Here is a 24,838-nt window from a genome sequence, read left to right as displayed (position 1 = left end):
GGCGGAAACCCGCTGCAGGCCGTTGACGCGGATATCGGAGATGGTGAAGGACTCGGCGTGAACTTCAGCGATCATCAGTGCGGACATGACCGCAGTTAGCAGCAGACGTTTCATGAAGTCCTTTTATTCCAACTGGCAATAAACAGCCCGCCGCGACAAGACGGCAGGTTTCGCAATTGAGCGAAGCTTTATAGTCGACCCAGATCGTTGATCAGGGCGAGCAACATCACCCCTATGACCAAACTGATACCGATCTGGACCCCCCAACCTTGCACCCGATCCGACAGTGGACGACCGCGCGCCCACTCGACCAGGTAAAACAGCAAATGCCCCCCATCCAGAACCGGGATGGGCAGCAGGTTAAGAACCCCCAGGCTTATGCTCAGGTAGGCCAGGAAATTCAGGAAATCCCCCACGCCGGACTGGGCTGAAGCGCCCGCCACTTTAGCAATGGTTATCGGTCCGCTCAAGTTTTTTACCGAGAGCTCCCCGAACAGCATTTTCTTCAGCGATTCAAGGGTCAGGACGCTCATGTTCCAGGTGCGTGACAAGCCCTCACCCACCGCATCCAGCGGGCCGTAGCTGACTTCGCGGAGCATGTTGGCAGGCCATTCGCCACCTTTTACTCCGGCGCCAAGATAGCCGCCGGCCGCCTTGCCCTCGCCTTTGCGCGCCAGGGTGACCGGGACGTCCAGCGCAGCACCATCGCGCTCGACACGCACCACAACCTTGGCTTGCGGGCGGGCCCGCACGGCATCGACCACCTGCTGCCATTCGCTCACTGCCACGCCATCGAGGGCCAGCAGCTTGTCACCGGTTTTCAGGCCCGCAGCGGCAGCCGGCCCCTTCGGATCGATCTCGGCCAACACCGGCACGATCGCCGGGCGCCAAGGGTGCAGCCCAAGGGACTGGATCGGGTCCGGCTCGTCGGCGCCCTTGAGCCAGCTGTCCAGCTTCACCTGCAGCTGGCGCTCGGCGCTGGCGCCCTCTTCACGCACGCCAACCTGCAGGGTGCCGCTCTCGCCCAGGCGGCGAACCAGTTGCAGGTTGACCGCAGACCAACCATTGGTCGGCTTGCCGTCGATGGAGACGATTTCCTGACCTGCGGTCAGGCCTGCCGATGCTGCCAGGCTGCCGGCATCGACCGCACCGATCACCGGGCGGATCTGCTGGGTACCCAGCATCGCCAGCACCCAGAAGAACAGAATGGCCAGCAGGAAGTTGGCAACCGGGCCCGCCGCGACGATCGCGATGCGCTGGCGCACGGACTTGCGGTTGAACGACTGCTCGATCAGCGCCGGCGGCACGTCACCCTCGCGCTCGTCGAGCATCTTGACGTAACCACCCAGCGGGATCGCAGCGACCACGAACTCGGTGCCATGGCGGTCATGCCAGCGCAGCAGCGGCGTGCCGAAGCCCACCGAGAAGCGCAGCACCTTGACACCGCAGCGGCGTGCCACCCAGAAGTGGCCGAATTCATGGAAAGTGACCAGTACACCCAAGGCTACGAGGGTGCCGATAATCATGTAGAGCGCTGTCATATCCATCTCCGAATGATGTTCAGCGGGCTGGCATCATGCCCAGCCCCCTCGTGAACCGTGGCGGGCCTGCATCAGCGACCGTGACGCCTCAGCCACTCACGGGAAAGCTCCCGGGCACGCTGGTCGGCGGCGAACACCGCGTCCAGCGACGGCAGCGGTACGACGGGCTCCTGATCGAGCACCTGTTCGATCATACCCGCGATCTCCGGGAAGCGGATACGCCGCTGGAGAAATGCCTCGACCGCAACCTCGTTGGCCGCATTGAGCACGGCCGGTGCGCTGTTGCCGGCCTCGGCAGCCTGCCGCGCCAGGCGCAGGCAAGGGAAGCGCTGTTCGTCGGGCGCCTGGAAATCCAGACGGGCGATGGCGAACAGGTCCAGCGGCGCCACCCCGGAATCGATCCGCTCGGGCCAGGCCAGGGCGTTGGCGATGGGTGTGCGCATGTCCGGGTTACCCAGCTGCGCCAGCACCGAACCGTCGACATAATCCACCAGGGAGTGGATTACGCTCTGCGGGTGCACCACCACCTCGACCTTGGCCGGTGCGGCATCGAACAACCAGCAGGCCTCGATCAGCTCCAGGCCCTTGTTCATCATGCTGGCCGAATCCACGGAAATCTTGCGCCCCATGGACCAGTTGGGGTGCGCGCAGGCCTGTTCCGGGGTGACATCCAGCAGCGCCTCGACGGGGGTCTCGCGGAACGGGCCACCGGAGGCGGTGAGCAGGATCCGGCGTACGCCGACGGCACTCAGGCCGCGCGCGTAGTCGCCGGGCATGCACTGGAAGATCGCATTGTGCTCGCTGTCGATCGGCAGCAGCACGGCGCCACTGCGCCGCACCGCCTCCATGAACAGCGCGCCGGACATCACCAGCGCCTCCTTGTTGGCCAGCAACACCTTCTTGCCCGCCTCGACCGCCGCCAGGGTGGGGCGCAGGCCGGCGGCGCCGACGATGGCCGCCATCACTGCGTCCACTTCCGACGCAGAAGCCACCTGGCACAGCCCGGCCTCGCCTTCCAGCACCTCGGTGGCGCAGCCCGCCGCTACCAGGCTTTCGCGCAGTCGCGCGGCCGCCTCGGCGCTCGGCACCACGGCGAATGCCGGGCGATGGCGCACGCACAGGGCCTGCAATTCGTCGATACGCGAATAGCCACTCAGGGCGAACACCTGGTAGCGGTCGGGATGGCGCGCGATGACATCCAGCGTGCTCAGCCCGATGGAGCCGGTGGCCCCGAGCACGGTAATACGCTGCGGGCGGCTCACATAACACCCCATTCGGCAGCCCACAGCAGCACGGCGAAAATCGGGATCGCCGCAGTCAGGCTGTCGATTCGGTCGAGCACCCCGCCATGGCCAGGCAACAGGTTGCTGCTGTCCTTGATGTCGGAACGGCGCTTGAACATGCTTTCGGTCAGGTCACCGACCACCGAAGACATGACCACCAGCGCGGCACTCAGCAGGCCCAGCAGGATCTGGCCGAAGCCCCAGTCGCGGCTGATACCGACCACCAGGGTGATCACCAGGCTGACCGCCAGGCCGCCATACACGCCTTCCCAGCTCTTGCCAGGGCTGACCTGAGGCGCCAGCTTGCGCTTGCCGAAGGCACGGCCGGAGAAGTACGCGCCAATATCGGCAGCCCACACCAACACCATGACCGACAGGATCAGCCAGTTACCCAGCGGCCAGTGCTTGAGCAGCACCAACCCCTGCCAGGCCGGCAGCAATACCAGCAGGCCGATCAGCAACCGGCAGGCGGCACTGGCCCACAGCTCGCTGCTGCGCGGGTAGGTAAGCACCAGCCAGGTGGCCAACCCCCACCAGATCACCGCAGCGCCCAGCACCCAAGGCGCCAGCTCCGGAAGGATGTACAGCAACATCAGCGCTCCGGCGACGACCACGGCATAGGCGATGCGCAGTGGCTGGGCCATGAGCCCGGCCAGGCGCGCCCACTCCCAGGCGCCGAGGGTCACCACGAAGCCGATGAACAGGGCGAAATCCCCACCATTGAGCAGGAAGAAGCCACCCAGCGCGATCGGCAGCAGGATCAGCGCGGTAATGATGCGTTGTTTAAGCATTAAGCACGAGCTCCAGCCTCGACCTGCTCGCTGGTCTTACCGAAGCGGCGCTGGCGCGAAGCGAAATCGGCCAGGGCGTTGCGCATGGCCTCGTGTTTGAAGTCCGGCCAGTACAGGTCGGAGAAATACAGCTCGGCGTAGGCCAGCTGCCACAACAGGAAGTTGCTGATGCGGTGCTCGCCACCAGTGCGGATGCACAGGTCCGGCAGCGGCAGCTCGCCGGTTGCCAGGCAGGTCTGCAGCAGGCCCGGGGTGATGTCTTCCGGGCGCAGGTGCCCGGCTTGCACTTCCCGCGCCAGCCGCTGGGCGGCCTGGGCGATGTCCCACTGGCCACCGTAGTTGGCCGCGATCTGCAGGATGAAGCGGTTGTTGCCGGCGGTGAGCGCCTCGGCCTCGCGCATGGCGGCTTGCAGCTCGGGATGGAAACGCGAACGGTCACCGATGATACGCAGGCTGATGTTGTTCTCGTTGAGGCGCTTGGCCTCGCGGCGCAGGGCCGAGAAGAACAGCTCCATCAGCGCACCGACCTCTTCGGCGGGACGCTGCCAGTTCTCACTGGAGAAGGCGAACAGGGTCAGCACCTCGACCCCGGACTCGGCACAGACTTCGATGACCGCGCGAACGGCGTCGACACCCGCCTTGTGCCCGGCAACGCCGGGCAACAGGCGCTTTTTCGCCCAGCGGTTGTTGCCATCCATGATGATCGCGACATGACGCGGCACCGAGGACGGCGCCGCTGGCTTGGTCTTTTCCATTAAAAAACCCCGGCCTTAGACGGCCATCAGGTCCTTTTCCTTGGCTTTGAAGGCGGCATCGACTTCGGCAACGTACTTGTCGGTCAGTTTCTGGATTTCGTCAGCGGCACGACGCTCTTCGTCTTCGCTGATTTCCTTGTCCTTGGTCAGCTTCTTCAGGTCGGCCAGGGCGTCACGGCGCACGTTGCGCACGGCTACCTTGGCATCCTCGGCAACGCCGCTGGCCTGCTTGGTGTAGCCCTTGCGGGTTTCCTCGGTCAGGGCCGGCATCGGCACACGGATGGTGGTGCCGGCGCTGGACGGGTTCAGGCCCAGGTCGGAGGTGAGAATGGCCTTCTCGATGGCGGCGCTGAGGTTCTTGTCGTGGGCGACGATCTTCAGGGTGCGGGCATCTTCGACGGTGATCGCGGCCACCTGGTTCAGCGGCATCTCGCTACCCCAGGCCGGGACCTTGACGCTGTCCAGGATGCTCGGGTGGGCGCGACCGGTGCGGATTGCCGCCAGGTTGCGGGCCAGGGCCTCGAGGGACTTGGTCATGCGCTCCTGCGCGTCTTTCTTGATGTCGTTGATCATGCTTGGCCTTCCTCGATCAGAGTACCTTCAGCGCCACCCACCACGATGTTCAGCAGGGCGCCAGGCTTGTTCATGTTGAATACCCGCAATGGCATCTTGTGGTCACGGCACAGGCAGATTGCGGTCAGGTCCATCACACCCAGCTTGCGATCCAGGACCTCGTCGTAGGTCAGGTGATCGAACTTCTCGGCATGCGGGTCCTTGAATGGATCGGCAGTGTACACACCATCGACCTTGGTCGCCTTCAGCACCACGTCGGCATCGATTTCGATGGCGCGCAGGCAGGCCGCGGAGTCGGTGGTGAAGAACGGGTTGCCGGTACCGGCGGAGAAAATTACCACATCCCCGGAGTTGAGGTGGCGAATAGCTTTGCGACGATCGTAATGATCGGTGACACCGACCATGGAAATGGCCGACATGACCAGGGCCGGGATGTTCGAGCGCTCCAGCGCGTCGCGCATGGCCAGGCCGTTCATCACGGTGGCCAGCATGCCCATGTGGTCACCGGTGACGCGGTCCATGCCGGCTGCGCTGAGCGCGGCGCCGCGGAACAGGTTGCCACCACCGATCACCAGGCCGACCTGGACACCGATCCCTACCAGCTGGCCAACTTCGAGGGCCATGCGATCCAGCACTTTCGGGTCGATCCCGAAGTCTTCCGAGCCCATCAGGGCCTCGCCGCTAAGTTTGAGCAAAATGCGTTTATAGCGAGGTTGGCGACCACTCACCTGCTGAGCCATTGCGAGTCTCTCCTGCGGCGTACTTTTAGAAAATTCGTGCGGGCTGTTTGCAGCCTGCTAACTGTAGCGTGGCACCGCTTTGGTGCCAGCGGCGGCAGGTTTTATAAACCCTTCGCCGTTTTGACAAAGAGGCTGCGCGCGTGAGCGGGCAGCCTCTTCGGGGCGACAGACGGGGCTGTCTTACTGCTTGGCAGCAGCTACCTGAGCGGCAACTTCAGCAGCGAAGTCGTCGACTGGCTTCTCGATGCCTTCGCCTACTTTGAAGTAGGTGAAGGAAACGATTTCAGCACCGGCTTTCTTGGCCAGCTCGCCAACCTTGACTTCCGGGTTCATGACGAAGGCTTGCTCGACCAGCGAGGCTTCGGCCAGGAACTTCGAGATACGACCTTTGATCATGTTCTCGACGATGTTTTCCGGCTTGCCGGCGATCTTGTCAGCGTTCAGCTGCAGGAAGACGCCCTTCTCGCGCTCGATGGCTTCGGCCGATACTTCCGACGGCAGCAGGAACTCAGGGTTCGAAGCTGCAACGTGCATGGCGATGTTCTTGGCCAGATCGACGTCGCCGCCTTTCAGGACAACGGCAGCGCCGATCTTGTTGCCGTGCAGGTAGGCGCCGACAACGTCACCTTCAACGCGCACCAGGCGACGGATGTTGACGTTCTCGCCGCACTTGGCAACCAGGGCTTCACGAGCAGCTTCACGCGAGGCGATCAGCGGAGCAGCGTCGGTCAGCTTCTGGGCGAAGGCTTCTTCGATGCTCTCGGCAACGAAGTTCTTGAAGTCGTCTTGCAGGGCCAGGAAGTCGGTCTGCGAGTTCACTTCCAGCAGGACGGCGGATTTACCGTCGGTCTTGACGGCGATAGCGCCTTCAGCAGCGACGTTGCCAGCCTTTTTGGCGGCCTTGATGGCGCCCGAGGCACGCATGTCGTCAATGGCTTTTTCGATGTCGCCGCCGGCCTTTTCCAGGGCCTTCTTGCAATCCATCATGCCTTCGCCGGTACGCTCGCGCAGTTCTTTGACCAGCGCTGCAGTAATTGCTGCCATTTCAAAATCCTCTTGGAAAGTTTTTCAACCATTCCACCCGTTCGTCACGGGCGTTCAATTCTGCAAATCCGCTGTGTTTATCTCAGCGAGCCCATGATGCGGGGCCGATGCTGACAGCAGGATTTCAAGGTGGCAAAAAGGGGGCAGAGCCCCCTTTTTGCGTGCCAAGTCGACGCTAGCGTCTAATTACTCGGCAGCAGGTGCAGCCGCTTCTTCAGCGTAAACTTCGGTGCCGCCGGCAACGTTGTTACGGCCGCGGATGACTGCGTCAGCCATCGAAGTCATGTACAGCTCGATAGCGCGGATGGCGTCATCGTTACCTGGGATGATGTAGTCAACACCTTCCGGGCTGCTGTTGGTATCGACAACGCCGATAACCGGGATGCCCAGCTTGTTGGCTTCGGTGATCGCGATGCGCTCGTGATCAACGTCGATAACGAACAGAGCGTCTGGCAGACCGCCCATGTCCTTGATGCCGCCCAGGCTGCGATCCAGTTTTTCCAGGTCGCGGGAGCGCATCAGGGCTTCTTTCTTGGTCAGCTTGGCGAAAGTGCCGTCTTCGGCCTGGGTTTCCAGGTCGCGCAGACGCTTGATCGAAGCGCGGATGGTCTTGTAGTTGGTCAGCATGCCGCCCAACCAACGGTGGTCAACGTACGGCGAACCGCAACGAGCAGCTTGCTCGGCGACGATCTTGCCGGCGGAACGCTTGGTGCCGACGAACAGGATCTTGTTCTTGCCCTGGGCCAGGCGCTCTACGAACGACAGAGCGTCGTTGAACATTGGCAGGGTTTTTTCCAGGTTGACGATGTGGATCTTGTTACGCGCGCCGAAAATGTACTTGCCCATTTTCGGGTTCCAGTAACGGGTCTGGTGGCCGAAGTGCACACCGGCCTTCAGCATATCGCGCATGTTGACTTGGGACATGATAGTTCCTTGATAAGTCGGGTTGGGCCTCCACGTATCCCAATGACCAACCCGCGAATTCTGCAACTCGGGGCACCCAGGTCATCGTGTCGACACGTGTGTGGGTTAAGTGCTGACGGGGTCGTCCCCGAAAGCGGCGCATTTTATACCACAGACCGCGGCCGAACGGAACCCGGATACTGTTGCGTCCGTCAGCGGTTTTTGCAGCACCCCGGCTTTCGCGCCAGAATGCCAGCTGTAGACAGCAGCATGGCCGCCTTTATCCCGACCGATCGGCGCCCTGCTCTGCTAGAATCCGGCCTTTCCCGTTTGTTCGCGCCGCATGCGGCGCTGTAGAGAGCCTGTAATGACCGTCACCATCAAGACCGCAGAAGACATCGAGAAGATGCGCATCGCTGGCCGCCTGGCCGCCGACGTGCTGGAAATGATCGAGGAACACGTCAAGCCCGGTGTCACCACCGAAGAGCTGGACCGCCTGTGCCACGACTACATCGTCAACGTCCAGCAGGCCATCCCGGCACCGCTCAACTACAAGGGCTACCCGAAGTCGATCTGCACCTCGATCAACCATGTGGTCTGCCACGGCATCCCCAACGACAAGCCGCTCAAGGACGGTGACACGCTGAACATCGACGTCACCGTGATCAAGGACGGCTACCACGGCGACACCAGCCGCATGTTCCACGTCGGCACCGTGCCGGTATGGGCCGAGCGCCTGTCCAAGGTCACCCAGGAGTGCATGTACAAGGCCATCGAACTGGTCAAGCCGGGCTGCCGCCTGGGCGACATCGGCGAAGTGATCCAGAAGCACGCTGAAAAGAACGGCTTCTCGGTGGTGCGCGAGTTCTGCGGCCACGGCATCGGCAAGGTGTTCCACGAAGAGCCGCAGATCCTGCACTATGGCCGCGCGGGCACCGGCATGGAGCTGAAGGAAGGCATGACCTTCACCATCGAGCCGATGATCAACCAGGGCAAGGCCGACACCAAGGTGCTGGGCGACGGCTGGACCGCCATCACCAAGGACCGCAAGCTCTCGGCCCAGTGGGAGCACACCCTGGTGGTGACCGCGACCGGCTACGAGATCTTCACCCTGCGCAAGGACGACACCATCCCGCGCACCTCGGCCTGACCGCACTCCCACAGGCCACCCCCACGACAGGAACGTGACGCGATGCCCCAGGTGGACCCCGAGCTGTTCGACCGCGGCCAGTTCCAGGCGGAACTGGCCCTCAAGGCGAGCCCCATCGCCGCCTTCAAGAAAGCCATCCGCCAGGCTGGCGAGGTACTCGACAAGCGTTTTCGCAGTGGCAGCGAAATCCGCCCACTGATCGAGGCCCGCGCCTGGCTCGTCGACAACATCCTGCAACAGGCCTGGAACCAGTTCGACTGGGGCGACCAGAGCGGCATCGCCCTGGTCGCGGTGGGTGGCTACGGGCGCGGTGAGCTGCACCCGCATTCGGACATCGACCTGCTGATCCTGCTGGATGCTGCCGAACACGAGCAGTATCGCGATGCCATCGAGCGGTTTCTCACCCTGCTGTGGGACATCGGCCTGGAAGTGGGCCAGAGCGTGCGCACCGTCGACGAGTGCGCCGAGCAGGCCCGCGCCGACCTGACGGTCATCACCAACCTGATGGAAAGCCGCACCATTGCCGGCCCCGAGGCCCTGCGCCAGCGCATGCTGGAGGTGACCAGCACTGCGCACATGTGGCCGAGCAAGGACTTCTTCCTGGCCAAGCGGGCCGAACTCAAGGCCCGCCACCACAAGTACAACGACACCGAGTACAACCTCGAACCCAATGTGAAAGGTTCGCCCGGCGGCCTGCGCGACATCCAGACAGTGCTGTGGGTGGCCCGCCGCCAGTACGGCACCCTCAACCTGCACGCGCTGGCCGGCGAAGGTTTCCTGCTGGAAAGCGAGAACGAGCTGCTGGCCTCGTCCCAGGACTTCCTGTGGAGGGTGCGCTACGCCTTGCACATGCTGGCCGGGCGCGCCGAGGATCGCCTGCTGTTCGACCACCAGCGCAGCATCGCCGCGCTGCTGGGCTACAGCGACGACAACCCCAAGCGGGCGATCGAGCAGTTCATGCAGCAGTACTACCGGGTGGTGATGAGCATCAGCCAGCTGTGCGACCTGATCATCCAGCACTTCGAGGAGGTCATCCTCGCCGATGACGACAGCGGCACCACCCAGCCGCTGAACGCGCGCTTCCGCCTGCATGACGGCTACATAGAAGCGGCAAGGCCGAACGTGTTCAAGCGCACGCCGTTCGCCATGCTGGAAATCTTCGTGCTGATGGCCCAGCACCCCGAGATCAAGGGCGTACGCGCCGATACCGTGCGGCTGCTGCGCGAGCATCGGCACCTGATCGACGATACCTTCCGCACCGATATCCGCAACACCAGCCTGTTCATCGAGCTGTTCAAGTGCGAAATCGGCATCCACCGCAACCTGCGGCGTATGAACCGCTACGGCATCCTCGGCCGCTACCTGCCGGAGTTCGGCCTGATCGTCGGGCAGATGCAGCACGACCTGTTCCACATCTATACGGTCGATGCGCACACCCTCAACCTCATCAAGCACCTGCGCAAGCTGCAATACACGCCGGTGTCCGAGAAATTCCCGCTGGCCAGCAAGCTCATGGGCCGCCTGCCCAAGCCCGAGCTGATCTACCTGGCCGGCCTGTACCACGACATCGGCAAGGGCCGCCAGGGCGACCATTCCGAGCTGGGCGCCGTGGATGCGCAGAAGTTCTGCGAGCGCCACCAGTTGCCGGCCTGGGACAGCCGGCTGATCGTCTGGCTGGTGCAGAACCACCTGGTGATGTCGACCACCGCCCAGCGCAAGGACCTGTCCGACCCTCAGGTGATCAACGATTTTGCCCTGCACGTGGGCGACGAGACGCGCCTGGACTACCTGTACGTGCTGACCGTGGCCGATATCAACGCCACCAACCCCAGCCTGTGGAACTCGTGGCGGGCCAGCCTGCTGCGCCAGCTGTACACCGAGACCAAGCGCGCCCTGCGCCGTGGCCTGGAAAACCCGCTGGACCGCGAGGAGCAGATTCGCCAGACCCAATCGGCGGCGCTGGATATCCTGGTGCGCGAAGGCACCGACCCGGACGACGTCGAGCAGCTGTGGTCGCAGCTGGGCGATGACTACTTCCTCAAGCACACCGCTGCCGACGTGGCCTGGCACAGTGACGCGATCCTCCAGCAGCCGGCCGATGGCGGGCCGCTGGTGCTGATCAAGGAAACCACCCAGCGCGAGTTCGAGGGTGGCACGCAGATCTTCATCTATGCCCCCGACCAGCACGACTTCTTCGCCGTGACGGTGGCGGCCATGTCGCAGCTGAACCTGAACATTCATGACGCGCGAATCATCACCTCGAGCAGCCAGTTCACCCTCGACACCTACATCGTGCTGGACAACGACGGCGGCTCGATCGGCGACAACCCGCAGCGGGTCAAGCAGATTCGCGACGGCCTGACCGAAGCGCTGCGCAACCCCGAGGACTACCCGACCATCATCCAGCGCCGGGTACCGCGCCAGCTCAAGCACTTCGACTTCCCGCCACAGGTGACCATCCTCAACGATGCCCAGCGGCCGGTGACCATCCTCGAAATCACCGCGCCCGACCGCCCAGGCCTGCTGGCCCGGCTGGGGCGGATCTTCCTGGAGTTCGACCTGTCGCTGCAGAACGCCAAGATCGCCACCCTTGGCGAGCGGGTGGAAGACGTGTTCTTCATCACCGATGCCGACAACCAGCCGTTGTCCGACCCACAGCTGTGCAGCCGACTGCAGGAGGCCATCGTCCAGCAGCTGCAGGCCGGCCAGGCCAGCGATGCCAGCCCCACCCGCGTGACCTTTTAACGACTAGACGATTGACGAGACCTTGCGCCGATGAACCATGCCTTGACCCAGCTTCAGCCCTACCCGTTCGAGAAACTCCGCGCCCTGCTGGGCAGCGTTGCACCTGCGGCGGACAAGCGCGCCATCGCCCTGTCGATCGGTGAGCCGAAGCACGAATCGCCGGCGTTCGTCGCCCAGGCCATGGCCGACAACCTCGACAAGCTGGCGGTGTACCCGAGCACCATCGGCCTGCCCGCCCTGCGCCAGGCCATCGGCCAGTGGTGCGAGCGGCGCTTCGGCGTACCGGCCGGCTGGCTGGATGCCGACCGCCACATCCTGCCGGTCAACGGTACCCGTGAAGCGCTGTTCGCCTTCACCCAGGCCGTGGTCAACCGCGCCGATGACGGCCTGGTGGTCAGCCCCAACCCGTTCTACCAGATCTACGAAGGCGCAGCGCTGCTGGCCGGTGCCACCCCGCACTACCTGCCGTGCCTGGAAAGCAACGGTTTCAACCCCGACTTCGACGCCGTGCCGGCTGAAGTGTGGAAGCGTTGCCAGATCCTGTTCCTGTGCTCGCCGGGCAACCCCACCGGCGCACTGGTGCCGATGGACACCCTGAAGAAGCTGATTGCCCTGGCCGACGAGCACGACTTCGTGATTGCCGCCGACGAGTGCTACAGCGAGCTGTACTTCGACGAGGATGCCCCGCCACCAGGCCTGTTGACTGCCTGTGCGGAACTGGGCCGCAGCGACTTCAAGCGCTGCGTGGTATTCCACAGCCTGTCCAAGCGCTCCAACCTGCCGGGCCTGCGCTCGGGCTTCGTCGCCGGTGACGCCGAGATCATCAAGCCGTTCCTGCTGTACCGTACCTATCACGGCTGCGCCATGCCGGTACAAACCCAGCTGGCCAGCATCGCTGCCTGGCAGGACGAGGCGCATGTGCGCGAGAACCGCGACCAGTACCGCGCCAAGTACGATGCCGTGCTGGATATCCTGCAGCCGGTGCTGGACGTGCAGCGCCCGGATGGCAGCTTCTACCTGTGGGCCAAGGTACCCGGCGGCGATGCCGAGTTTACCCGCGACCTGTTCGAGGCCCAGCATGTGACGGTGGTGCCGGGGTCGTACCTGTCGCGCGAAGTGGATGGCGTGAACCCGGGCGCCGGGCGCGTGCGCATGGCACTGGTTGCACCGCTGGCCGAGTGCATCGAGGCGGCGGAGCGGATTCGCGAGTTCCTGCAGAACCACTGATTCGACAGGGGCCGTACAACTCTCGAGTGTTGTGCAGTACCTGTAGGAGCGGGTTTACCCGCGAACACCGGCACAGCCGGTGCCATGCACCGCGTCGCCTGATTCGCGGGTAAACCCGCTCCCACAGGGCCGCATAGCGGCCCCCTGCAATCTACTTGACTGCCCCCAGGTTCGCTTCACTCATATCCAGCTCACCCAGCACCTGCCGCACCACTTCATCCCCCACCAGATGCTGGCGATGCAGCTCATACAGCTCCAGCCGCTGCGCCCGCAGCGCCCGCAAGCGCAAACGCCGCTCCAGCAGGTCCATCTGCTCGGCCAGCGCCTTGGCTTCGGCGCTGTCGTTGTAGCTGTCCAGCTCATCGCGGTATTCCGCCATCAAGCGCGCCTTCAACTCGGTCGCCAGGGTCGCCTGCGCGGCATCCTGCGGCGCATTGCTGTCGATCACTTCCTCTGCCTCCAGCGCATGGATCGCCGCCTCGGCCGTGCGTCGCCAGGCCTCCTGCACCTCCTGGTGCAAGCGCTCGTCCGGGCTCTTGGTCACCCCGCGCAGCAACAGCGGCAACGCGATACAGGCACTGATCAACGACAGCAGGATCACCCCGGCCGCAATGAAGATCAGCAGGTCACGCTCCGGGAAGGCCTTGCCTGCTCCCATCAGCAACGGGATCGACATCACGCCGGCCAGGGTGACCGCACCGCGCACACCACCCAGGGTCAGCAACCAGCAGGAGCGCGCCGTGGGCATCAGCACCAGCGCCGGCTTGCCGCGCCAGCGGCGTACCACACCGATCGAGCGCCAGATGCTCTGGACCCAGATGAACCGCAGCAAGATCAGCGCCACAAAGATCGCCACCACGTCCAGGCAGCGCCAGGCCAGGGTCGGCCAGACGGTGGGTTCATGGCTGACCACGGCCTTGATGATGTCCGGTAACTGCAGGCCCAGCAGCAGGAAGATCAGGCCGTTGAAAGCGAACTCCAGCAGTGACCACACGCTGCGGTTGAGCAGGCGCGTGCTGGTCTGCCGTGGCAGCAGGTCGAGCCAGCTCTGCATCATGCCAGCCGCTACCGCCGAAAGGATGCCCGACACGCCCAGGCGCTCGGCCAGCACGTAGGCAGCGAACGGCAGCAGCAACATGAACACCACGTGGGTGGCCGGGTCGTCCCAGCCGCGGGCGATCATCCAGGCACGCAGGCGGCCGATCAGCCAGCTCAGGGCCACGCCCACCGCCAAGCCGCCCAGGGCGACCAGTACGAAGCTGAAGCTTGCGTCGGTCAGCGAGAACACCCCGGTGATCGCCGCCGCCAGGGCGAACTTGAAGGTCACCAGGCCCGAGGCATCGTTCATCAGGGCCTCGCCCTGGAGCATGTGCATCAGCGGGGTGGGCAGGCGGTCCTGGGTAATGGCCGAAACCGCCACGGCGTCGGTCGGCGACAACACTGCGGCCAGGGCGAAGGCCACGGGCAGCGGGATGCTCGGCAGCAGCCAGTGAATGAAGTAACCGGCCCCGACCACGGTAAACAGCACCAGACCCACGGCCAGCGCCACCACCGGCCCACGAATGCGCCACAACTCGCGCTTGGGAATGCGCCAGCCGTCGGCGAACAGCAACGGCGGCAGGAACAGGAACAGGAACAGCTCGGGGTCCAGTGCCACATGCAGGCCCAGTGTCGGCCACGCAAGCAAGGCGCCGGCGGCGATCTGTACCAGCGGCAAGGGCAGCGGAATCATGCGGCCGACCAGCTTCGACACGCTGACCAGCGTCAGCAGGATGAGGACGGTGTAGGCGGACTGCATCCGGGAAAGCTTCCTTTGTGAACCAGAAACGACAACAGGGCGAAACATCGCCATTGAAACAATATGTTAGCGGCGATGGGGGAATCGGGGCCGCTGCACGATAGTCGCAGGTGGCGGTTGAATATGTAACATGATGATACTTTGGCTTGATGACGGCGCAGGCTCGGGGCCGCATCGGCTTGGAGGCACACGCCTTGAGTGCTATGGGGCTGCTGAGATCGAGCGCCGCCCGCGCGGCGCATCGCCGGCAAGCCGGCTCCCACATCTGTTTCGGGCCAGTCTCTTCTGTGAAATTACCGCTGCCCGCCTTGTTTGTTCCCTTCGATATTGAAGGTATCGCTTCTGCTTCTCACCAAAATTCAGTCATGCACTAAGGGTTCGCGCGGCTGAGGTGCAGAAATAACTGGCCCGAAACAGATGTGGGAGCTGGCTTGCCGGCGATGCGCCGCGCGGGCGGCGCTCGGTCTCCGACACACTGCCAGACCCAAGACATGCACACCCGTGGCGCTCACAGGATCGTTCCCGCATAATCCCGCGACTGAAATCGGAAAACGGAGAGATTGGGGCAGCCTGTGATCCCCAATGTACACAAATGACCTACACGCTCTACGGCATCAAAGCCTGTGACACCATGAAAAAGGCACGTACCTGGCTCGAAGACCAGGCCATCGCCTACGAATTCCATGACTACAAAACCCAAGGCATCGACCGTGACAGCCTGAACCGCTGGTGCGACGAACACGGCTGGGAAGTCATCCTCAACCGTGCCGGCACCACCTTCCGCAAGCTGGACGACGCCAGCAAGGCCGACCTCGACCAGGCCAAGGCCGTCGAGCTGATGCTGGCCCAGCCGTCGATGATCAAGCGCCCGGTGCTCGACCTTGGCGCGCGTACCCTGGTCGGCTTCAAGCCCGACCTGTACGCCGCTGCCCTGGCCTGAGCCCCTACCCTATTTCGCACGAGGTAATCACATGTCCAATACCCTGTTCAGCCTGGCCTTCGGTGTCGGCTCCCAGAACCGCCAGGGCGCCTGGCTGGAAGTGTTCTACGCACAACCGCTGCTCAACCCGAGCGCCGAACTGGTCGCTGCAGTAGCCCCTGTTCTCGGTTACCAAGGTGGCAACCAGGCCATCGCCTTCAGCAACGCCCAGGCCGCGCAACTGGCCGAAGCCGTGAAAGGCGTGGATGCCGCCCAGGCCGCCCTGCTGACCCGCCTGGCCGAAAGCCACAAGCCGCTGGTCGCCACCCTGCTGGCCGAAGACGCCGCGCTGACCTCGACCCCAGAGGCCTACCTCAAGCTGCACCTGCTGTCGCACCGCCTGGTCAAGCCGCACGGCGTGAGCCTGGCCGGCATCTTCCCGCTGCTGCCGAACGTGGCCTGGACCAACCAGGGCGCGGTCGACCTGGCCGAACTCGCCGAACTGCAACTGGAAGCGCGCCTGAAGGGCGAGCTGCTGGAAGTGTTCTCGGTGGACAAGTTCCCGAAAATGACCGACTACGTGGTCCCGGCCGGCGTGCGTATCGCCGACACCGCCCGCGTGCGCCTGGGCGCCTACATCGGCGAAGGCACCACCATCATGCACGAAGGCTTCGTCAACTTTAACGCTGGCACCGAAGGCCCGGGCATGATCGAAGGCCGCGTTTCCGCTGGCGTATTCGTCGGCAAGGGCTCGGACCTGGGCGGCGGCTGCTCGACCATGGGCACCCTGTCCGGTGGCGGCAACATCGTCATCAAGGTTGGCGAAGGCTGCCTGATCGGCGCCAACGCCGGTATCGGCATTCCGCTGGGCGACCGCAACACCGTCGAAGCCGGCCTGTACATCACCGCCGGTACCAAGGTGAACCTGCTGGACGAGAACAACCAGCTGGTCAAAGTGGTCAAGGCCCGCGACCTGGCCGGCCAGACCGACCTGCTGTTCCGCCGCAACTCGCTGAACGGCGCGGTGGAGTGCAAGACCCACAAGTCGGCCATCGAGCTGAACGAGGCGCTGCACGCGCACAACTGAGAACCCTTCAACCGCTGCCGGAGCTAGCTTGCTCGCGAACAGCGGATTCTCAGCGTTTGAAATGTTAAGATCGGGTCTGGCACCACGCCAGACCCGATTTTCATTCCAGGCCCCGCGACCATGTTTCAGCCCTCCCCCTGGCGTGCCGATTTTCCCGCCATCGCCGCCCTGCAACGGCAGCACCAGACCTACCTGGACAACGCCGCCACCACCCAGAAGCCGCAAGCCCTGCTCGATGCCCTGAGCCATTACTACGGCCATGGCGCGGCCAACGTGCACCGAGCCCAGCACTTGCCCGGCGCACTGGCGACCCAGGCCTTCGAAACCAGCCGCGACAAGGTTGCCGCCTGGCTCAATGCGGCAGACTCGCGGCAGATCATCTTCACCCACGGTGCCACTTCGGCGCTGAACCTGCTGGCCTATGGCCTGGAACACCGCTTCGAGGCCGGTGACGAAATTGCCGTCAGTGCCCTGGAGCACCATGCCAACCTGCTGCCCTGGCAACAGCTGGCGCGCCGGCGCAACCTGCGCCTGGTGGTGCTGCCGCTGGATGCCCATGGCCGCATCGACCTGGACCAGGCGCTGCAACTGATCGGCCCGCGCACCCGGGTGCTGGCGGTGAGCCAGCTATCCAACGTGCTGGGTACCTGGCAGCCGCTGCCGGCGCTGCTGGCCCATGCCCGCTCCCAAGGCGCGCTGACCGTGGTCGACGGTGCCCAGGGCGTGGTGCATGGCCGCCATGATGTGCAGCAGCTTGGCTGCGACTTCTATGTGTTCTCCAGCCACAAGCTGTACGGCCCGGAAGGCGTCGGTGTGCTGTACGGCCGCAGCCAGGCGCTGGAACTGCTGCACCACTGGCAGTTCGGTGGCGAGATGGTGCAACTGGCCGAATACCACAGCGCCAGCTTCCGCCCGGCGCCGCTGGGATTCGAGGCAGGCACGCCGCCGATCGCCGGGGTGATCGGCCTGGGTGCAACCCTGGACTACCTGGCCAGCCTCGATGCCCAGGCGCTCGAAGCCCATGAAACCAGCCTGCACCAGTACCTGCTGCGTGGCCTGGCGGACCGCGATGGCGTGCGCATCCTGGGCACGCCACAGGCGGCCCTTGCCAGTTTCGTCATCGACGGCGTGCATAACGCCGACATCGCCCACCTGCTGACCGAGCAAGGCATTGCCGTGCGAGCCGGGCACCACTGTGCCATGCCGCTGCTGCAGGGCCTGGGCCTGGAGGGCGCAATCCGCGTGTCATTGGGGCTGTATAACGACAGCGATGACTTGCAGCGTTTCTTCGCGGCGCTGGATCAAGGCCTGGAGCTGTTGCGATGACCCTGCCGGATCAGGCGCGCCAGGCGCTGGAAGCTTTCGAGCAGGGCAAGGGCTGGGAACAGCGTGCGCGGCTGCTGATGCAGTGGGGCGACCGACTGGAACCGCTGGCGGACATTGAAAAGACCGAGGCCAACCGGGTGCATGGCTGCGAAAGCCTGGTATGGCTGGTGGCCGAGCAGGTCGAGGGCTTGTGGCGGTTCAAGGCCAGCAGCGATGCACGCCTGTTGCGTGGGCTGCTGGCGTTGTTGCTGGTGCGGGTGCAGGGATTGGCCAGTGAAGAACTCGCCGGGCTCGATCTGCGTGAGTGGTTCACTCAGCTGGGCCTGGAGCGCCAGCTTTCGCCGTCGCGCAGCAATGGGCTGCATGCGGTGTTGCAGCGGATGGCGGAGCTGGCGTCCAACCGTTGAATCGGTGCTGGCCTCTTCGCGGGCGCGCCCGCTCCCACAGGACCTTCACCTTTCTGGAGAGAGATGCAGTACCTGTGGGAGCGGGCAAGCCCGCGAAGAAGCCCACGCGGTCTATTCAGGCTTGACCCGCTCCGAAGGCCGCCGCGCCCCCGCTACCAGTTTTTCCACCGCCTTGCTCGCCGCCACCATGCCAAAGGTCGCGGTCACCATCATCACCGCGCCAAAGCCACCCGAGCAGTCCAACCGCACGCCCTCACCCACGAAGCTTTTCTGCAGGCAAACGCTGCCATCGCCCTTGGGGTAGCGCAGCTGTTCGCTGGAGAACACGCATGGCACGCCATAGTTGCGGCTGACATTGCGCGAGAAGTTGTAGTCGCGGCGCAGGGTGGAACGCACCCGCGAGGCCAGCGGGTCGTTGAAGGTCTTGTTCAGGTCGGCGATCTGGATCTGTGTCGGGTCGATCTGCCCACCGGCACCACCCGTGGTGACGATGGCGATCTTGCGCCGCCGGCACCAGGCAATCAGCGCCGCCTTGGCCATGACGCTGTCGATGCAGTCGATCACACAGTCGAGGTTCTCGGTAATGTACTCGACCATGGTGTCGCGGGTGACGAAGTCGGCCACTGCATGCACCGTGCACGCCGGGTTGATCGCCCGCAGGCGCTCGGCCATGACCTCGACCTTGGGCCGCCCCACCTGCCCATCCAGGGCATGGGCCTGGCGGTTGGTGTTGCTGACGCACACGTCGTCGAGGTCGAACAGGGTGATCTCGCCCACGCCACTGCGGGCCAGCGCTTCCGCCGCCCACGAGCCTACCCCGCCAATACCGACCACGGCCACATGGGCCTGGCCCAGACGGTGCAACCCCTGGTCGCCATACAGCCGGGCAACGCCGGCGAAGCGTGGATCTTCTGTGCTCATGTTCATACCCCAAAAAACCGGCGCGCATTATATGCCAGCGGGCCCATGGCCTGCATCGTTAGGAAAGAGACTATCAACCCTGCTTTAATGTCCTATCACTTCGACACATATGGACGACAATGTCTTCACGTAAATTCGGCCTGAACCTGGTCGTGGTCCTGGCCATCGCCGCGTTGTTCACCGGGTTCTGGGCGCTGATCAACCGCCCGGTCTCCGCCCCCGCCTGGCCAGAACAGATCTCTGGATTCTCGTATTCACCGTTCCGTCTGGGCGAAAGCCCGCAGAAGGGCCAGTACCCCAGTGACGACGAGATGCGCCAGGACCTGGAGCAGTTGAGCAAACTGACCGACAGCATCCGGATCTACACCGTGGAGGGCACCCAGGCGGATATCCCGCGCCTGGCCGAGGAATTCGGCCTGCGGGTGACGCTGGGCATCTGGATCAGCCCGGACCTGGAGCGCAACGAACGCGAAATCGCCACGGCCATCCAGCTGGCCAACACCTCGCGCAGCGTGGTGCGGGTTGTGGTCGGCAACGAGGCACTGTTCCGCGAAGAAGTCACCCCGGAAAACCTGATCAAGTACCTGGACCGAGTACGCGCAGCAGTAAAGGTGCCGGTGACCACCAGTGAGCAGTGGCACATCTGGAAGGAAAACCCGCAGCTGGCCAAGCACGTCGACCTGATTGCCGCGCACATCTTGCCGTACTGGGAGTTCGTGCCGATGAAGGATTCGGTCGAGTTCGTGCTCGACCGCGCCCGCGAACTGAAGCACCAGTTCCCGCGCAAACCCCTGCTGCTGTCGGAAGTCGGCTGGCCGAGCAACGGCCGCATGCGCGGCGGCGCCGATGCCACCCAGGCCGACCAGGCCATCTACCTGCGTACCCTGGTCAACACCCTCAACCGCCGTGGTTACAATTACTTCGTCATCGAGGCCTACGACCAGCCGTGGAAGGCCAGTGACGAAGGCTCGGTCGGCGCCTACTGGGGCGTGTACAACGCCGAGCGCCAGCAAAAATTCAACTTTGACGGCCCGGTGGTGGCGATCCCGCAATGGCGTGCCCTGGCGGTGGCCTCGGTGGTGCTGGCGATGATTGCCCTGATGGTGCTGTTCATCGACGGTTCGGCCCTGCGCCAGCGCGGCCGCACCTTCCTGACCTTCATCACCTTCCTGTGCGGGTCGGTGCTGGTATGGATCGCCTACGACTACAGCCAGCAATACAGCACCTGGTTCAGCCTGACCGTGGGCGTGCTGCTGGCCCTCGGCGCGCTGGGCGTGTTCATCGTGCTGCTGACCGAGGCCCACGAACTGGCCGAGGCGGTATGGATACACAAGCGCCGGCGCGAATTCCTGCCGGTGCAGGCCGACAGCGCCTACCGGCCCAAGGTATCGGTGCATGTGCCGTGCTACAACGAGCCGCCGGAGATGGTCAAACAGACCCTCGATGCCCTGGCCGCGCTGGACTACCCCGACTACGAAGTGCTGGTGATCGACAACAACACCAAGGACCCGGCCGTGTGGGAGCCGCTCAAGGCCCATTGCGAGAAACTCGGCGAGCGCTTCAGGTTCTTCCACGTCGCGCCCCTGGCCGGTTTCAAGGGCGGCGCGCTGAACTACCTGATCCCGCACACCGCCAAGGACGCCGAAGTGATCGCGGTGATCGACTCGGATTACTGCGTCGACCGCAACTGGCTCAAGCACATGGTGCCGCACTTCGCCGACCCGAAGATTGCCGTGGTGCAGTCGCCGCAGGACTACCGCGACCAGCACGAAAGCGCCTTCAAGAAGCTGTGCTATAGCGAGTACAAGGGCTTCTTCCACATCGGCATGGTCACCCGCAACGACCGTGACGCGATCATCCAGCACGGCACCATGACCATGACCCGGCGCAGCGTGCTGGAAGAGCTGGGCTGGGCCGAGTGGTGCATCTGCGAGGACGCCGAACTGGGCTTGCGGGTATTCGAGAAGGGCCTGTCGGCCGCCTATGCCCACAACAGCTACGGCAAGGGCCTGATGCCCGACACCTTCATCGACTTCAAGAAGCAACGCTTCCGCTGGGCCTATGGCGCCATCCAGATCATCAAGCACCACGCCAGCGCCCTGCTGCGCGGCAAGGGCAGCGAGCTGACCCGCGGCCAGCGCTACCACTTCCTGGCCGGCTGGCTGCCGTGGATCGCCGATGGCATGAACATCTTCTTCACCATCGGCGCGCTGCTGTGGTCGGCGGCGATGATCATCGTGCCGCACCGGGTCGACCCGCCGCTGATGATCTTTGCCATTCCGCCGCTGGCACTGTTCTTCTTCAAGGTCGGCAAGATCATTTTCCTCTACCGTCGCGCGGTAGGGGTGAACCTGAAGGATGCCTTTGCTGCGGCGCTGGCCGGGCTGGCGCTGTCGCATACCATTGCCAAGGCGGTGCTGTACGGGTTCTTCACCAGCAGCATGCCGTTCTTCCGCACACCGAAGAACGCCGACAGCCACGGCCTGCTGGTGGCGATTTCCGAGGCGCGGGAAGAGCTGTTCATCATGTTGCTGCTGTGGGGCGCAGCGCTGGGCATCTACCTGGTACAGGGGCTGCCGAGCTCGGACATGCGCTTCTGGGTGGCAATGTTGCTGGTGCAGTCGTTGCCTTATGTGGCGGCGCTGGTGATGGCGTTCCTGTCTTCGTTGCCCAAGCCTGGGGAAAAGGCCGTCGAGGCGCAGCAGGCCTGAGATTGCCGGGGGGGCGCTTTGCGCCCCTATCGCGACACAAGGCCGCTCCCACAGGTATTGCACACGCCTGATGGGCTGTGGTGATCCTGTGGGAGCGGCCTTGTGTCGCGATAGGGCCGCAAAGCGGCCCCAATGGCCCATCGGTTTGATATAAGATAACGCCCCTCAGATTTCCCCGCCTTGCCTTGCCCCGGAGTCCCCCATGACGGCCCCTGCCGAGCTCTCGCCTACCCTTCAACTGGCCTGCGACCTGATCCGCCGCCCCTCGGTCACCCCCGTCGACGCCGACTGCCAGGCGCAGATGATGAACCGCCTGGGCGCCGTGGGCTTCCAGCTCGAGCCGATGCGCTTCGAGGACGTCGACAATTTCTGGGCCACCCACGGCAGCCAGGATGGCCCGGTGCTGTGCTTTGCCGGCCACACCGACGTGGTCCCCACCGGCCCGGTGCAGCAATGGCAGCATGAGCCGTTCGAAGCGCTGATCGACGCCGACGGCATGCTCTGCGGCCGTGGCGCCGCCGACATGAAAGGCAGCCTGGCCTCCATGGTGATTGCCAGCGAGCGCTTCGTGCAGGACTACCCGGACCACCGCGGCAAGGTCGCGTTCCTGATCACCAGCGACGAGGAAGGCCCGGCCCACCATGGCACCAAGGCCGTGGTCGAGCGCCTGAAAGCACGCAACGAGCGCCTGGACTGGTGCATCGTCGGCGAACCCTCCAGCACCACCCTGCTGGGTGACGTGGTCAAGAACGGCCGCCGTGGCTCGCTGGGCGCCAAGCTGACCGTGCGCGGCAAGCAGGGCCATGTGGCCTACCCGCACCTGGCGCGCAATCCGATCCACCTGGCCGCTCCGGCCCTGGCGGAACTGGCGGCCGAGCACTGGGACGAAGGCAATGCGTTCTTCCCGCCGACCAGCTTCCAGATCTCCAATCTCAACTCCGGCACCGGCGCCACCAACGTGGTCCCGGGCGAGCTGACCGCACTGTTCAACTTCCGCTTCTCCACCGAGTCCACCGTCGAAGGCCTGCAGGCGCGGGTGTCGGCGATCCTCGACAAGCATGAACTGGACTGGTCGATCGACTGGGCGCTGTCGGGCCTGCCGTTCCTCACCGAACCGGGCGAACTGCTGAGCGCCGTCTCGGCCAGCATCAAGGGCGTCACCGGCCGCGACACCCAGCCGTCCACCAGCGGTGGTACTTCCGATGGCCGCTTCATCGCCACCATGGGCACCCAGGTGGTCGAGCTCGGCCCGGTCAACGCCACCATTCACCAGGTGGACGAGCGGATCCTGGCCAGCGACCTCGATTTGCTGACCGAAATCTATTACCAGACCCTGGTCCGGTTGCTCGCCTGATGCTCGCCTGCCCTCTTTGCCAGGCACCGCTGAGCCGGCTCGACAACGGTGTGGTGTGCCCGGCCGGCCACCGCTTCGACCGCGCCCGCCAGGGTTACCTGAACCTGCTGCCGGTGCAGCACAAGAACAGCCGCGACCCGGGTGACAACCAGGCCATGGTCGAAGCCCGCCGCGATTTCCTCGACGCCGGCCACTACGCGCCGGTGGCGCGCCGCCTGGCCGAGCTGGCCGCCGAGCGCCAGCCCGGTGCCTGGCTGGACATCGGCTGTGGCGAGGGTTACTACACCGCGCAGATCGCCCAGGCCCTGCCGGCTGCCGACGGCTACGCCCTGGACATCTCCCGTGAGGCGGTCAAGCGTGCCTGCCGCCGCGCGCCCGAGGTTACCTGGATGGTCGCCAGCATGGCCCGCGTGCCGCTGGCCGACGCCAGCTGCCAGTTCATCGCCAGCGTGTTCAGCCCGCTGGACTGGGCCGAGGCCAAGCGCCTGCTCAGCCCCGGCGGCGGCCTGATGCGGGTCGGCCCCACCAGCGGCCACCTGATGGAGCTGCGCGAAGTGCTCTACGATGAAGTACGCCCGTACGCCGACGACAAACACCTGGCCCTGGTCCCCGAAGGCATGGCCCATGCCCACAGCGAAACCCTGGAGTTCCGCCTGAGCCTGGCCGCGCCCAAGGCCCGCGCCGACCTGCTGGCCATGACCCCGCACGGCTGGCGCGCGAGTGCCGAAAAGCGTGCCCGGGTGATCGACCAGCCCGAGCCGTTCGAGGTCACGGTTTCCATGCGTTATGACTATTTCGTGCGCCAAGACTGAGCACACCCGGAGCCCTTATGCGCCAACCTGATATCGAGATCTACCTGAAGGACGCCGACGTCGACCACAAGCAGATTGCCGAGTGGCTCGCCCAGGCAATCGGCCCATGCAGCGAATGGAAGCAGAAAGGCCATACCTTCAAATGCCAGGCCGGTAACATTCCGGTCACCTGGTTACCCAAGGCTGTAGGGAAATGGAACAGCCTGTACCTGGAAAGCAACCAGACGCCGTGGGCCGATGACGTTGCCTGCGCCCGCGCCGCATTCGCCGCACTGGGCGTGGAAGTGCGCTGCGCGCCGGGTGGCTGGGTGGAGGAAGATGGGGAAGAAGATGCCGACCGCTGGGTCCGCATCAGCGCCGACGGTGAAGAGGAAATCACCTGGCGTACCTGAATGCACTGCATTCTTTGTGGGAGCCCGGCTTGCCGGCGATGCAGGCAACACGGTGCCTGGCACCGGCTTCGCCGGTGATCGCCGGCAAGCCAGCTCCCACAACAAGCCTTACAGCATGAGGCTCAGAGGCCTACCACATCCTCGGCTTGCAGGCCTTTCTGGCCCTGCACGCAGGCATATTCCACCCGCTGTCCTTCGACCAGGGTACGATGCCCCTCACCGCGGATCGCCCGATAGTGGACGAATACATCCGCACCACCTTCGCGCTGAATGAAGCCATAACCCTTGGCATCGTTGAACCACTTTACATTCCCAGTCTCACGAGACGACATCTGAACTACTCCGGATTTTTATTGTGA

General features: G+C 64.4%; 22 protein-coding genes and 1 pseudogene. 11 read left to right on the top strand and 12 right to left on the bottom strand.

Annotation, left to right across the window (positions count from 1 at the left end):
* The 9 genes and pseudogenes from RYH74_RS26425 to rpsB all read right to left on the bottom strand — a co-directional run.
* Nucleotides 1-114: pseudogene (locus RYH74_RS26425) on the bottom strand (outer membrane assembly protein); the annotation flags it as partial.
* Between the two features lie 74 nt (nucleotides 115-188).
* Nucleotides 189-1,541 carry an RIP metalloprotease RseP gene (gene rseP, locus RYH74_RS05070; protein WP_085587702.1) on the bottom strand — a complete coding sequence of 451 codons (1,353 nt, stop codon included), beginning with the start codon at nucleotides 1,539-1,541 and terminating at the stop codon, nucleotides 189-191.
* Nucleotides 1,542-1,612: 71 nt separating this feature from the next.
* On the bottom strand, nucleotides 1,613-2,803 hold the full coding sequence (ispC, locus tag RYH74_RS05065) for a 1-deoxy-D-xylulose-5-phosphate reductoisomerase (protein ID WP_085587678.1): 1,191 nt from the start codon (nucleotides 2,801-2,803) through the stop codon (nucleotides 1,613-1,615).
* Entirely contained in the window at nucleotides 2,800-3,615 is an 816-nt protein-coding gene (locus RYH74_RS05060) for a phosphatidate cytidylyltransferase (protein ID WP_317409039.1), read from the bottom strand. Before RYH74_RS05060 ends, ispC begins: the two co-directional genes overlap by 4 nt.
* Nucleotides 3,615-4,370 (bottom strand): polyprenyl diphosphate synthase, encoded by a 756-nt coding sequence (uppS, locus tag RYH74_RS05055; protein ID WP_015269194.1) that lies wholly within the window; start codon nucleotides 4,368-4,370, stop codon nucleotides 3,615-3,617. The genes RYH74_RS05060 and uppS overlap by 1 nt, the downstream gene beginning before the upstream one ends.
* 15 nt (nucleotides 4,371-4,385) lie before the next feature.
* Nucleotides 4,386-4,943: a ribosome recycling factor gene (gene frr, locus RYH74_RS05050; protein WP_025337974.1), complete on the bottom strand. Its 558-nt coding sequence runs from the start codon at nucleotides 4,941-4,943 to the stop codon at nucleotides 4,386-4,388.
* A complete protein-coding gene (gene pyrH, locus RYH74_RS05045; RefSeq protein WP_003252294.1) occupies nucleotides 4,940-5,683 on the bottom strand; it encodes a UMP kinase in 744 nt (247 codons plus the stop codon). Before pyrH ends, frr begins: the two co-directional genes overlap by 4 nt.
* Before the next feature lie 180 nt (nucleotides 5,684-5,863).
* On the bottom strand, nucleotides 5,864-6,727 hold the full coding sequence (gene tsf / locus RYH74_RS05040; protein WP_075043981.1) for a translation elongation factor Ts: 864 nt from the start codon (nucleotides 6,725-6,727) through the stop codon (nucleotides 5,864-5,866).
* 186 nt (nucleotides 6,728-6,913) lie between these two features.
* Nucleotides 6,914-7,651 (bottom strand): 30S ribosomal protein S2, encoded by a 738-nt coding sequence (rpsB, locus tag RYH74_RS05035; RefSeq protein WP_003252287.1) that lies wholly within the window; start codon nucleotides 7,649-7,651, stop codon nucleotides 6,914-6,916.
* 346 nt (nucleotides 7,652-7,997) lie between these two features.
* On the opposite strand from rpsB, the gene map reads away from it, so the two are divergent.
* Genes map through dapC form a run of 3 tightly spaced genes read left to right on the top strand, consistent with a single transcriptional unit; the run spans nucleotide 7,998 to nucleotide 12,752 of the window.
* A complete protein-coding gene (map, locus tag RYH74_RS05030; protein WP_025337973.1) occupies nucleotides 7,998-8,780 on the top strand; it encodes a type I methionyl aminopeptidase in 783 nt (260 codons plus the stop codon).
* A 42-nt stretch (nucleotides 8,781-8,822) separates the two neighbouring features.
* Nucleotides 8,823-11,525, top strand: coding sequence for a [protein-PII] uridylyltransferase (locus RYH74_RS05025; RefSeq protein WP_075043980.1), 2,703 nt, complete (start codon nucleotides 8,823-8,825; stop codon nucleotides 11,523-11,525).
* Between the two features lie 30 nt (nucleotides 11,526-11,555).
* Entirely contained in the window at nucleotides 11,556-12,752 is a 1,197-nt protein-coding gene (dapC, locus tag RYH74_RS05020) for a succinyldiaminopimelate transaminase (RefSeq protein ID WP_075043979.1), read from the top strand.
* 151 nt (nucleotides 12,753-12,903) lie between these two features.
* Here the strand turns inward: dapC and RYH74_RS05015 are convergent, their stop codons facing one another.
* A complete protein-coding gene (locus tag RYH74_RS05015) occupies nucleotides 12,904-14,550 on the bottom strand; it encodes a Na+/H+ antiporter (protein ID WP_084785061.1) in 1,647 nt (548 codons plus the stop codon).
* Nucleotides 14,551-15,142: 592 nt separating this feature from the next.
* On the opposite strand from RYH74_RS05015, the gene RYH74_RS05010 reads away from it, so the two are divergent.
* The 4 genes from RYH74_RS05010 (at nucleotide 15,143) to RYH74_RS04995 (ending at nucleotide 18,289) form a co-directional block, all read left to right on the top strand.
* The gene (locus tag RYH74_RS05010; protein ID WP_075043977.1) at nucleotides 15,143-15,490 is read left to right on the top strand and encodes an ArsC family reductase; all 348 of its coding nucleotides are present in this window, start codon (nucleotides 15,143-15,145) and stop codon (nucleotides 15,488-15,490) included.
* Between the two features lie 31 nt (nucleotides 15,491-15,521).
* The gene (gene dapD / locus RYH74_RS05005) at nucleotides 15,522-16,556 is read left to right on the top strand and encodes a 2,3,4,5-tetrahydropyridine-2,6-dicarboxylate N-succinyltransferase (protein ID WP_025337969.1); all 1,035 of its coding nucleotides are present in this window, start codon (nucleotides 15,522-15,524) and stop codon (nucleotides 16,554-16,556) included.
* Nucleotides 16,557-16,676: 120 nt separating this feature from the next.
* Nucleotides 16,677-17,882 carry a cysteine desulfurase gene (locus RYH74_RS05000; protein WP_286101165.1) on the top strand — a complete coding sequence of 402 codons (1,206 nt, stop codon included), beginning with the start codon at nucleotides 16,677-16,679 and terminating at the stop codon, nucleotides 17,880-17,882.
* Nucleotides 17,879-18,289: a SufE family protein gene (locus tag RYH74_RS04995; RefSeq protein ID WP_274119684.1), complete on the top strand. Its 411-nt coding sequence runs from the start codon at nucleotides 17,879-17,881 to the stop codon at nucleotides 18,287-18,289. Before RYH74_RS05000 ends, RYH74_RS04995 begins: the two co-directional genes overlap by 4 nt.
* 111 nt (nucleotides 18,290-18,400) lie before the next feature.
* On the opposite strand, the gene tcdA is transcribed toward RYH74_RS04995, so the two are convergent.
* Nucleotides 18,401-19,210 carry a tRNA cyclic N6-threonylcarbamoyladenosine(37) synthase TcdA gene (gene tcdA / locus RYH74_RS04990; protein ID WP_162276773.1) on the bottom strand — a complete coding sequence of 270 codons (810 nt, stop codon included), beginning with the start codon at nucleotides 19,208-19,210 and terminating at the stop codon, nucleotides 18,401-18,403.
* A gap of 119 nt (nucleotides 19,211-19,329) precedes the next feature.
* On the opposite strand from tcdA, the gene RYH74_RS04985 reads away from it, so the two are divergent.
* The 4 genes from RYH74_RS04985 (at nucleotide 19,330) to RYH74_RS04970 (ending at nucleotide 24,479) form a co-directional block, all read left to right on the top strand.
* Complete coding sequence (locus RYH74_RS04985; protein ID WP_075043974.1) at nucleotides 19,330-21,921, top strand: glycosyltransferase; 2,592 nt, start codon at nucleotides 19,330-19,332, stop codon at nucleotides 21,919-21,921.
* A gap of 202 nt (nucleotides 21,922-22,123) precedes the next feature.
* The gene (gene dapE / locus RYH74_RS04980; protein WP_196175200.1) at nucleotides 22,124-23,275 is read left to right on the top strand and encodes a succinyl-diaminopimelate desuccinylase; all 1,152 of its coding nucleotides are present in this window, start codon (nucleotides 22,124-22,126) and stop codon (nucleotides 23,273-23,275) included.
* Nucleotides 23,275-24,087 carry a putative RNA methyltransferase gene (locus RYH74_RS04975; protein WP_025337963.1) on the top strand — a complete coding sequence of 271 codons (813 nt, stop codon included), beginning with the start codon at nucleotides 23,275-23,277 and terminating at the stop codon, nucleotides 24,085-24,087. The genes dapE and RYH74_RS04975 overlap by 1 nt, the downstream gene beginning before the upstream one ends.
* A 17-nt stretch (nucleotides 24,088-24,104) precedes the next feature.
* A complete protein-coding gene (locus tag RYH74_RS04970; RefSeq protein ID WP_286101163.1) occupies nucleotides 24,105-24,479 on the top strand; it encodes a hypothetical protein in 375 nt (124 codons plus the stop codon).
* Between the two features lie 122 nt (nucleotides 24,480-24,601).
* Here RYH74_RS04970 and RYH74_RS04965 read toward each other — a convergent pair whose 3' ends face one another.
* Complete coding sequence (locus RYH74_RS04965; RefSeq protein WP_003252255.1) at nucleotides 24,602-24,811, bottom strand: cold-shock protein; 210 nt, start codon at nucleotides 24,809-24,811, stop codon at nucleotides 24,602-24,604.
* Nucleotides 24,812-24,838 lie beyond the last annotated feature (27 nt).

The organism is Pseudomonas sp. LSJ-87, assembly GCF_032971465.1.
GTDB lineage: Bacteria > Pseudomonadota > Gammaproteobacteria > Pseudomonadales > Pseudomonadaceae > Aquipseudomonas > Aquipseudomonas putida_Z.
The sequence above is the reverse complement of the archived record's forward strand: the minus strand, read 5'-3'. Positions and strand labels throughout refer to the sequence as shown.

Excerpts from the sequence above, each read along its gene's own strand:
- RYH74_RS05000 (WP_286101165.1), top strand. The coding sequence starts at position 16,677 with ATGTTTCAGCCCTCCCCCTGGCGTGCCGATTTTCCCGCCATCGCCGCC.
- RYH74_RS04965 (WP_003252255.1), bottom strand. The coding sequence starts at position 24,811 with ATGTCGTCTCGTGAGACTGGGAATGTAAAGTGGTTCAACGATGCCAAG.
- pyrH (WP_003252294.1), bottom strand. The coding sequence starts at position 5,683 with ATGGCTCAGCAGGTGAGTGGTCGCCAACCTCGCTATAAACGCATTTTG.
- dapD (WP_025337969.1), top strand. The coding sequence starts at position 15,522 with ATGTCCAATACCCTGTTCAGCCTGGCCTTCGGTGTCGGCTCCCAGAAC.
- map (WP_025337973.1), top strand. The coding sequence starts at position 7,998 with ATGACCGTCACCATCAAGACCGCAGAAGACATCGAGAAGATGCGCATC.
- tsf (WP_075043981.1), bottom strand. The coding sequence starts at position 6,727 with ATGGCAGCAATTACTGCAGCGCTGGTCAAAGAACTGCGCGAGCGTACC.
- uppS (WP_015269194.1), bottom strand. The coding sequence starts at position 4,370 with ATGGAAAAGACCAAGCCAGCGGCGCCGTCCTCGGTGCCGCGTCATGTC.
- rseP (WP_085587702.1), bottom strand. The coding sequence starts at position 1,541 with ATGACAGCGCTCTACATGATTATCGGCACCCTCGTAGCCTTGGGTGTA.
- dapC (WP_075043979.1), top strand. The coding sequence starts at position 11,556 with ATGAACCATGCCTTGACCCAGCTTCAGCCCTACCCGTTCGAGAAACTC.
- RYH74_RS05060 (WP_317409039.1), bottom strand. The coding sequence starts at position 3,615 with ATGCTTAAACAACGCATCATTACCGCGCTGATCCTGCTGCCGATCGCG.
- RYH74_RS05015 (WP_084785061.1), bottom strand. The coding sequence starts at position 14,550 with ATGCAGTCCGCCTACACCGTCCTCATCCTGCTGACGCTGGTCAGCGTG.
- rpsB (WP_003252287.1), bottom strand. The coding sequence starts at position 7,651 with ATGTCCCAAGTCAACATGCGCGATATGCTGAAGGCCGGTGTGCACTTC.
- RYH74_RS04970 (WP_286101163.1), top strand. The coding sequence starts at position 24,105 with ATGCGCCAACCTGATATCGAGATCTACCTGAAGGACGCCGACGTCGAC.
- RYH74_RS05010 (WP_075043977.1), top strand. The coding sequence starts at position 15,143 with ATGACCTACACGCTCTACGGCATCAAAGCCTGTGACACCATGAAAAAG.
- RYH74_RS05025 (WP_075043980.1), top strand. The coding sequence starts at position 8,823 with ATGCCCCAGGTGGACCCCGAGCTGTTCGACCGCGGCCAGTTCCAGGCG.
- frr (WP_025337974.1), bottom strand. The coding sequence starts at position 4,943 with ATGATCAACGACATCAAGAAAGACGCGCAGGAGCGCATGACCAAGTCC.
- dapE (WP_196175200.1), top strand. The coding sequence starts at position 22,124 with ATGACGGCCCCTGCCGAGCTCTCGCCTACCCTTCAACTGGCCTGCGAC.
- tcdA (WP_162276773.1), bottom strand. The coding sequence starts at position 19,210 with ATGAGCACAGAAGATCCACGCTTCGCCGGCGTTGCCCGGCTGTATGGC.
- RYH74_RS04975 (WP_025337963.1), top strand. The coding sequence starts at position 23,275 with ATGCTCGCCTGCCCTCTTTGCCAGGCACCGCTGAGCCGGCTCGACAAC.
- RYH74_RS04995 (WP_274119684.1), top strand. The coding sequence starts at position 17,879 with ATGACCCTGCCGGATCAGGCGCGCCAGGCGCTGGAAGCTTTCGAGCAG.
- RYH74_RS04985 (WP_075043974.1), top strand. The coding sequence starts at position 19,330 with ATGTCTTCACGTAAATTCGGCCTGAACCTGGTCGTGGTCCTGGCCATC.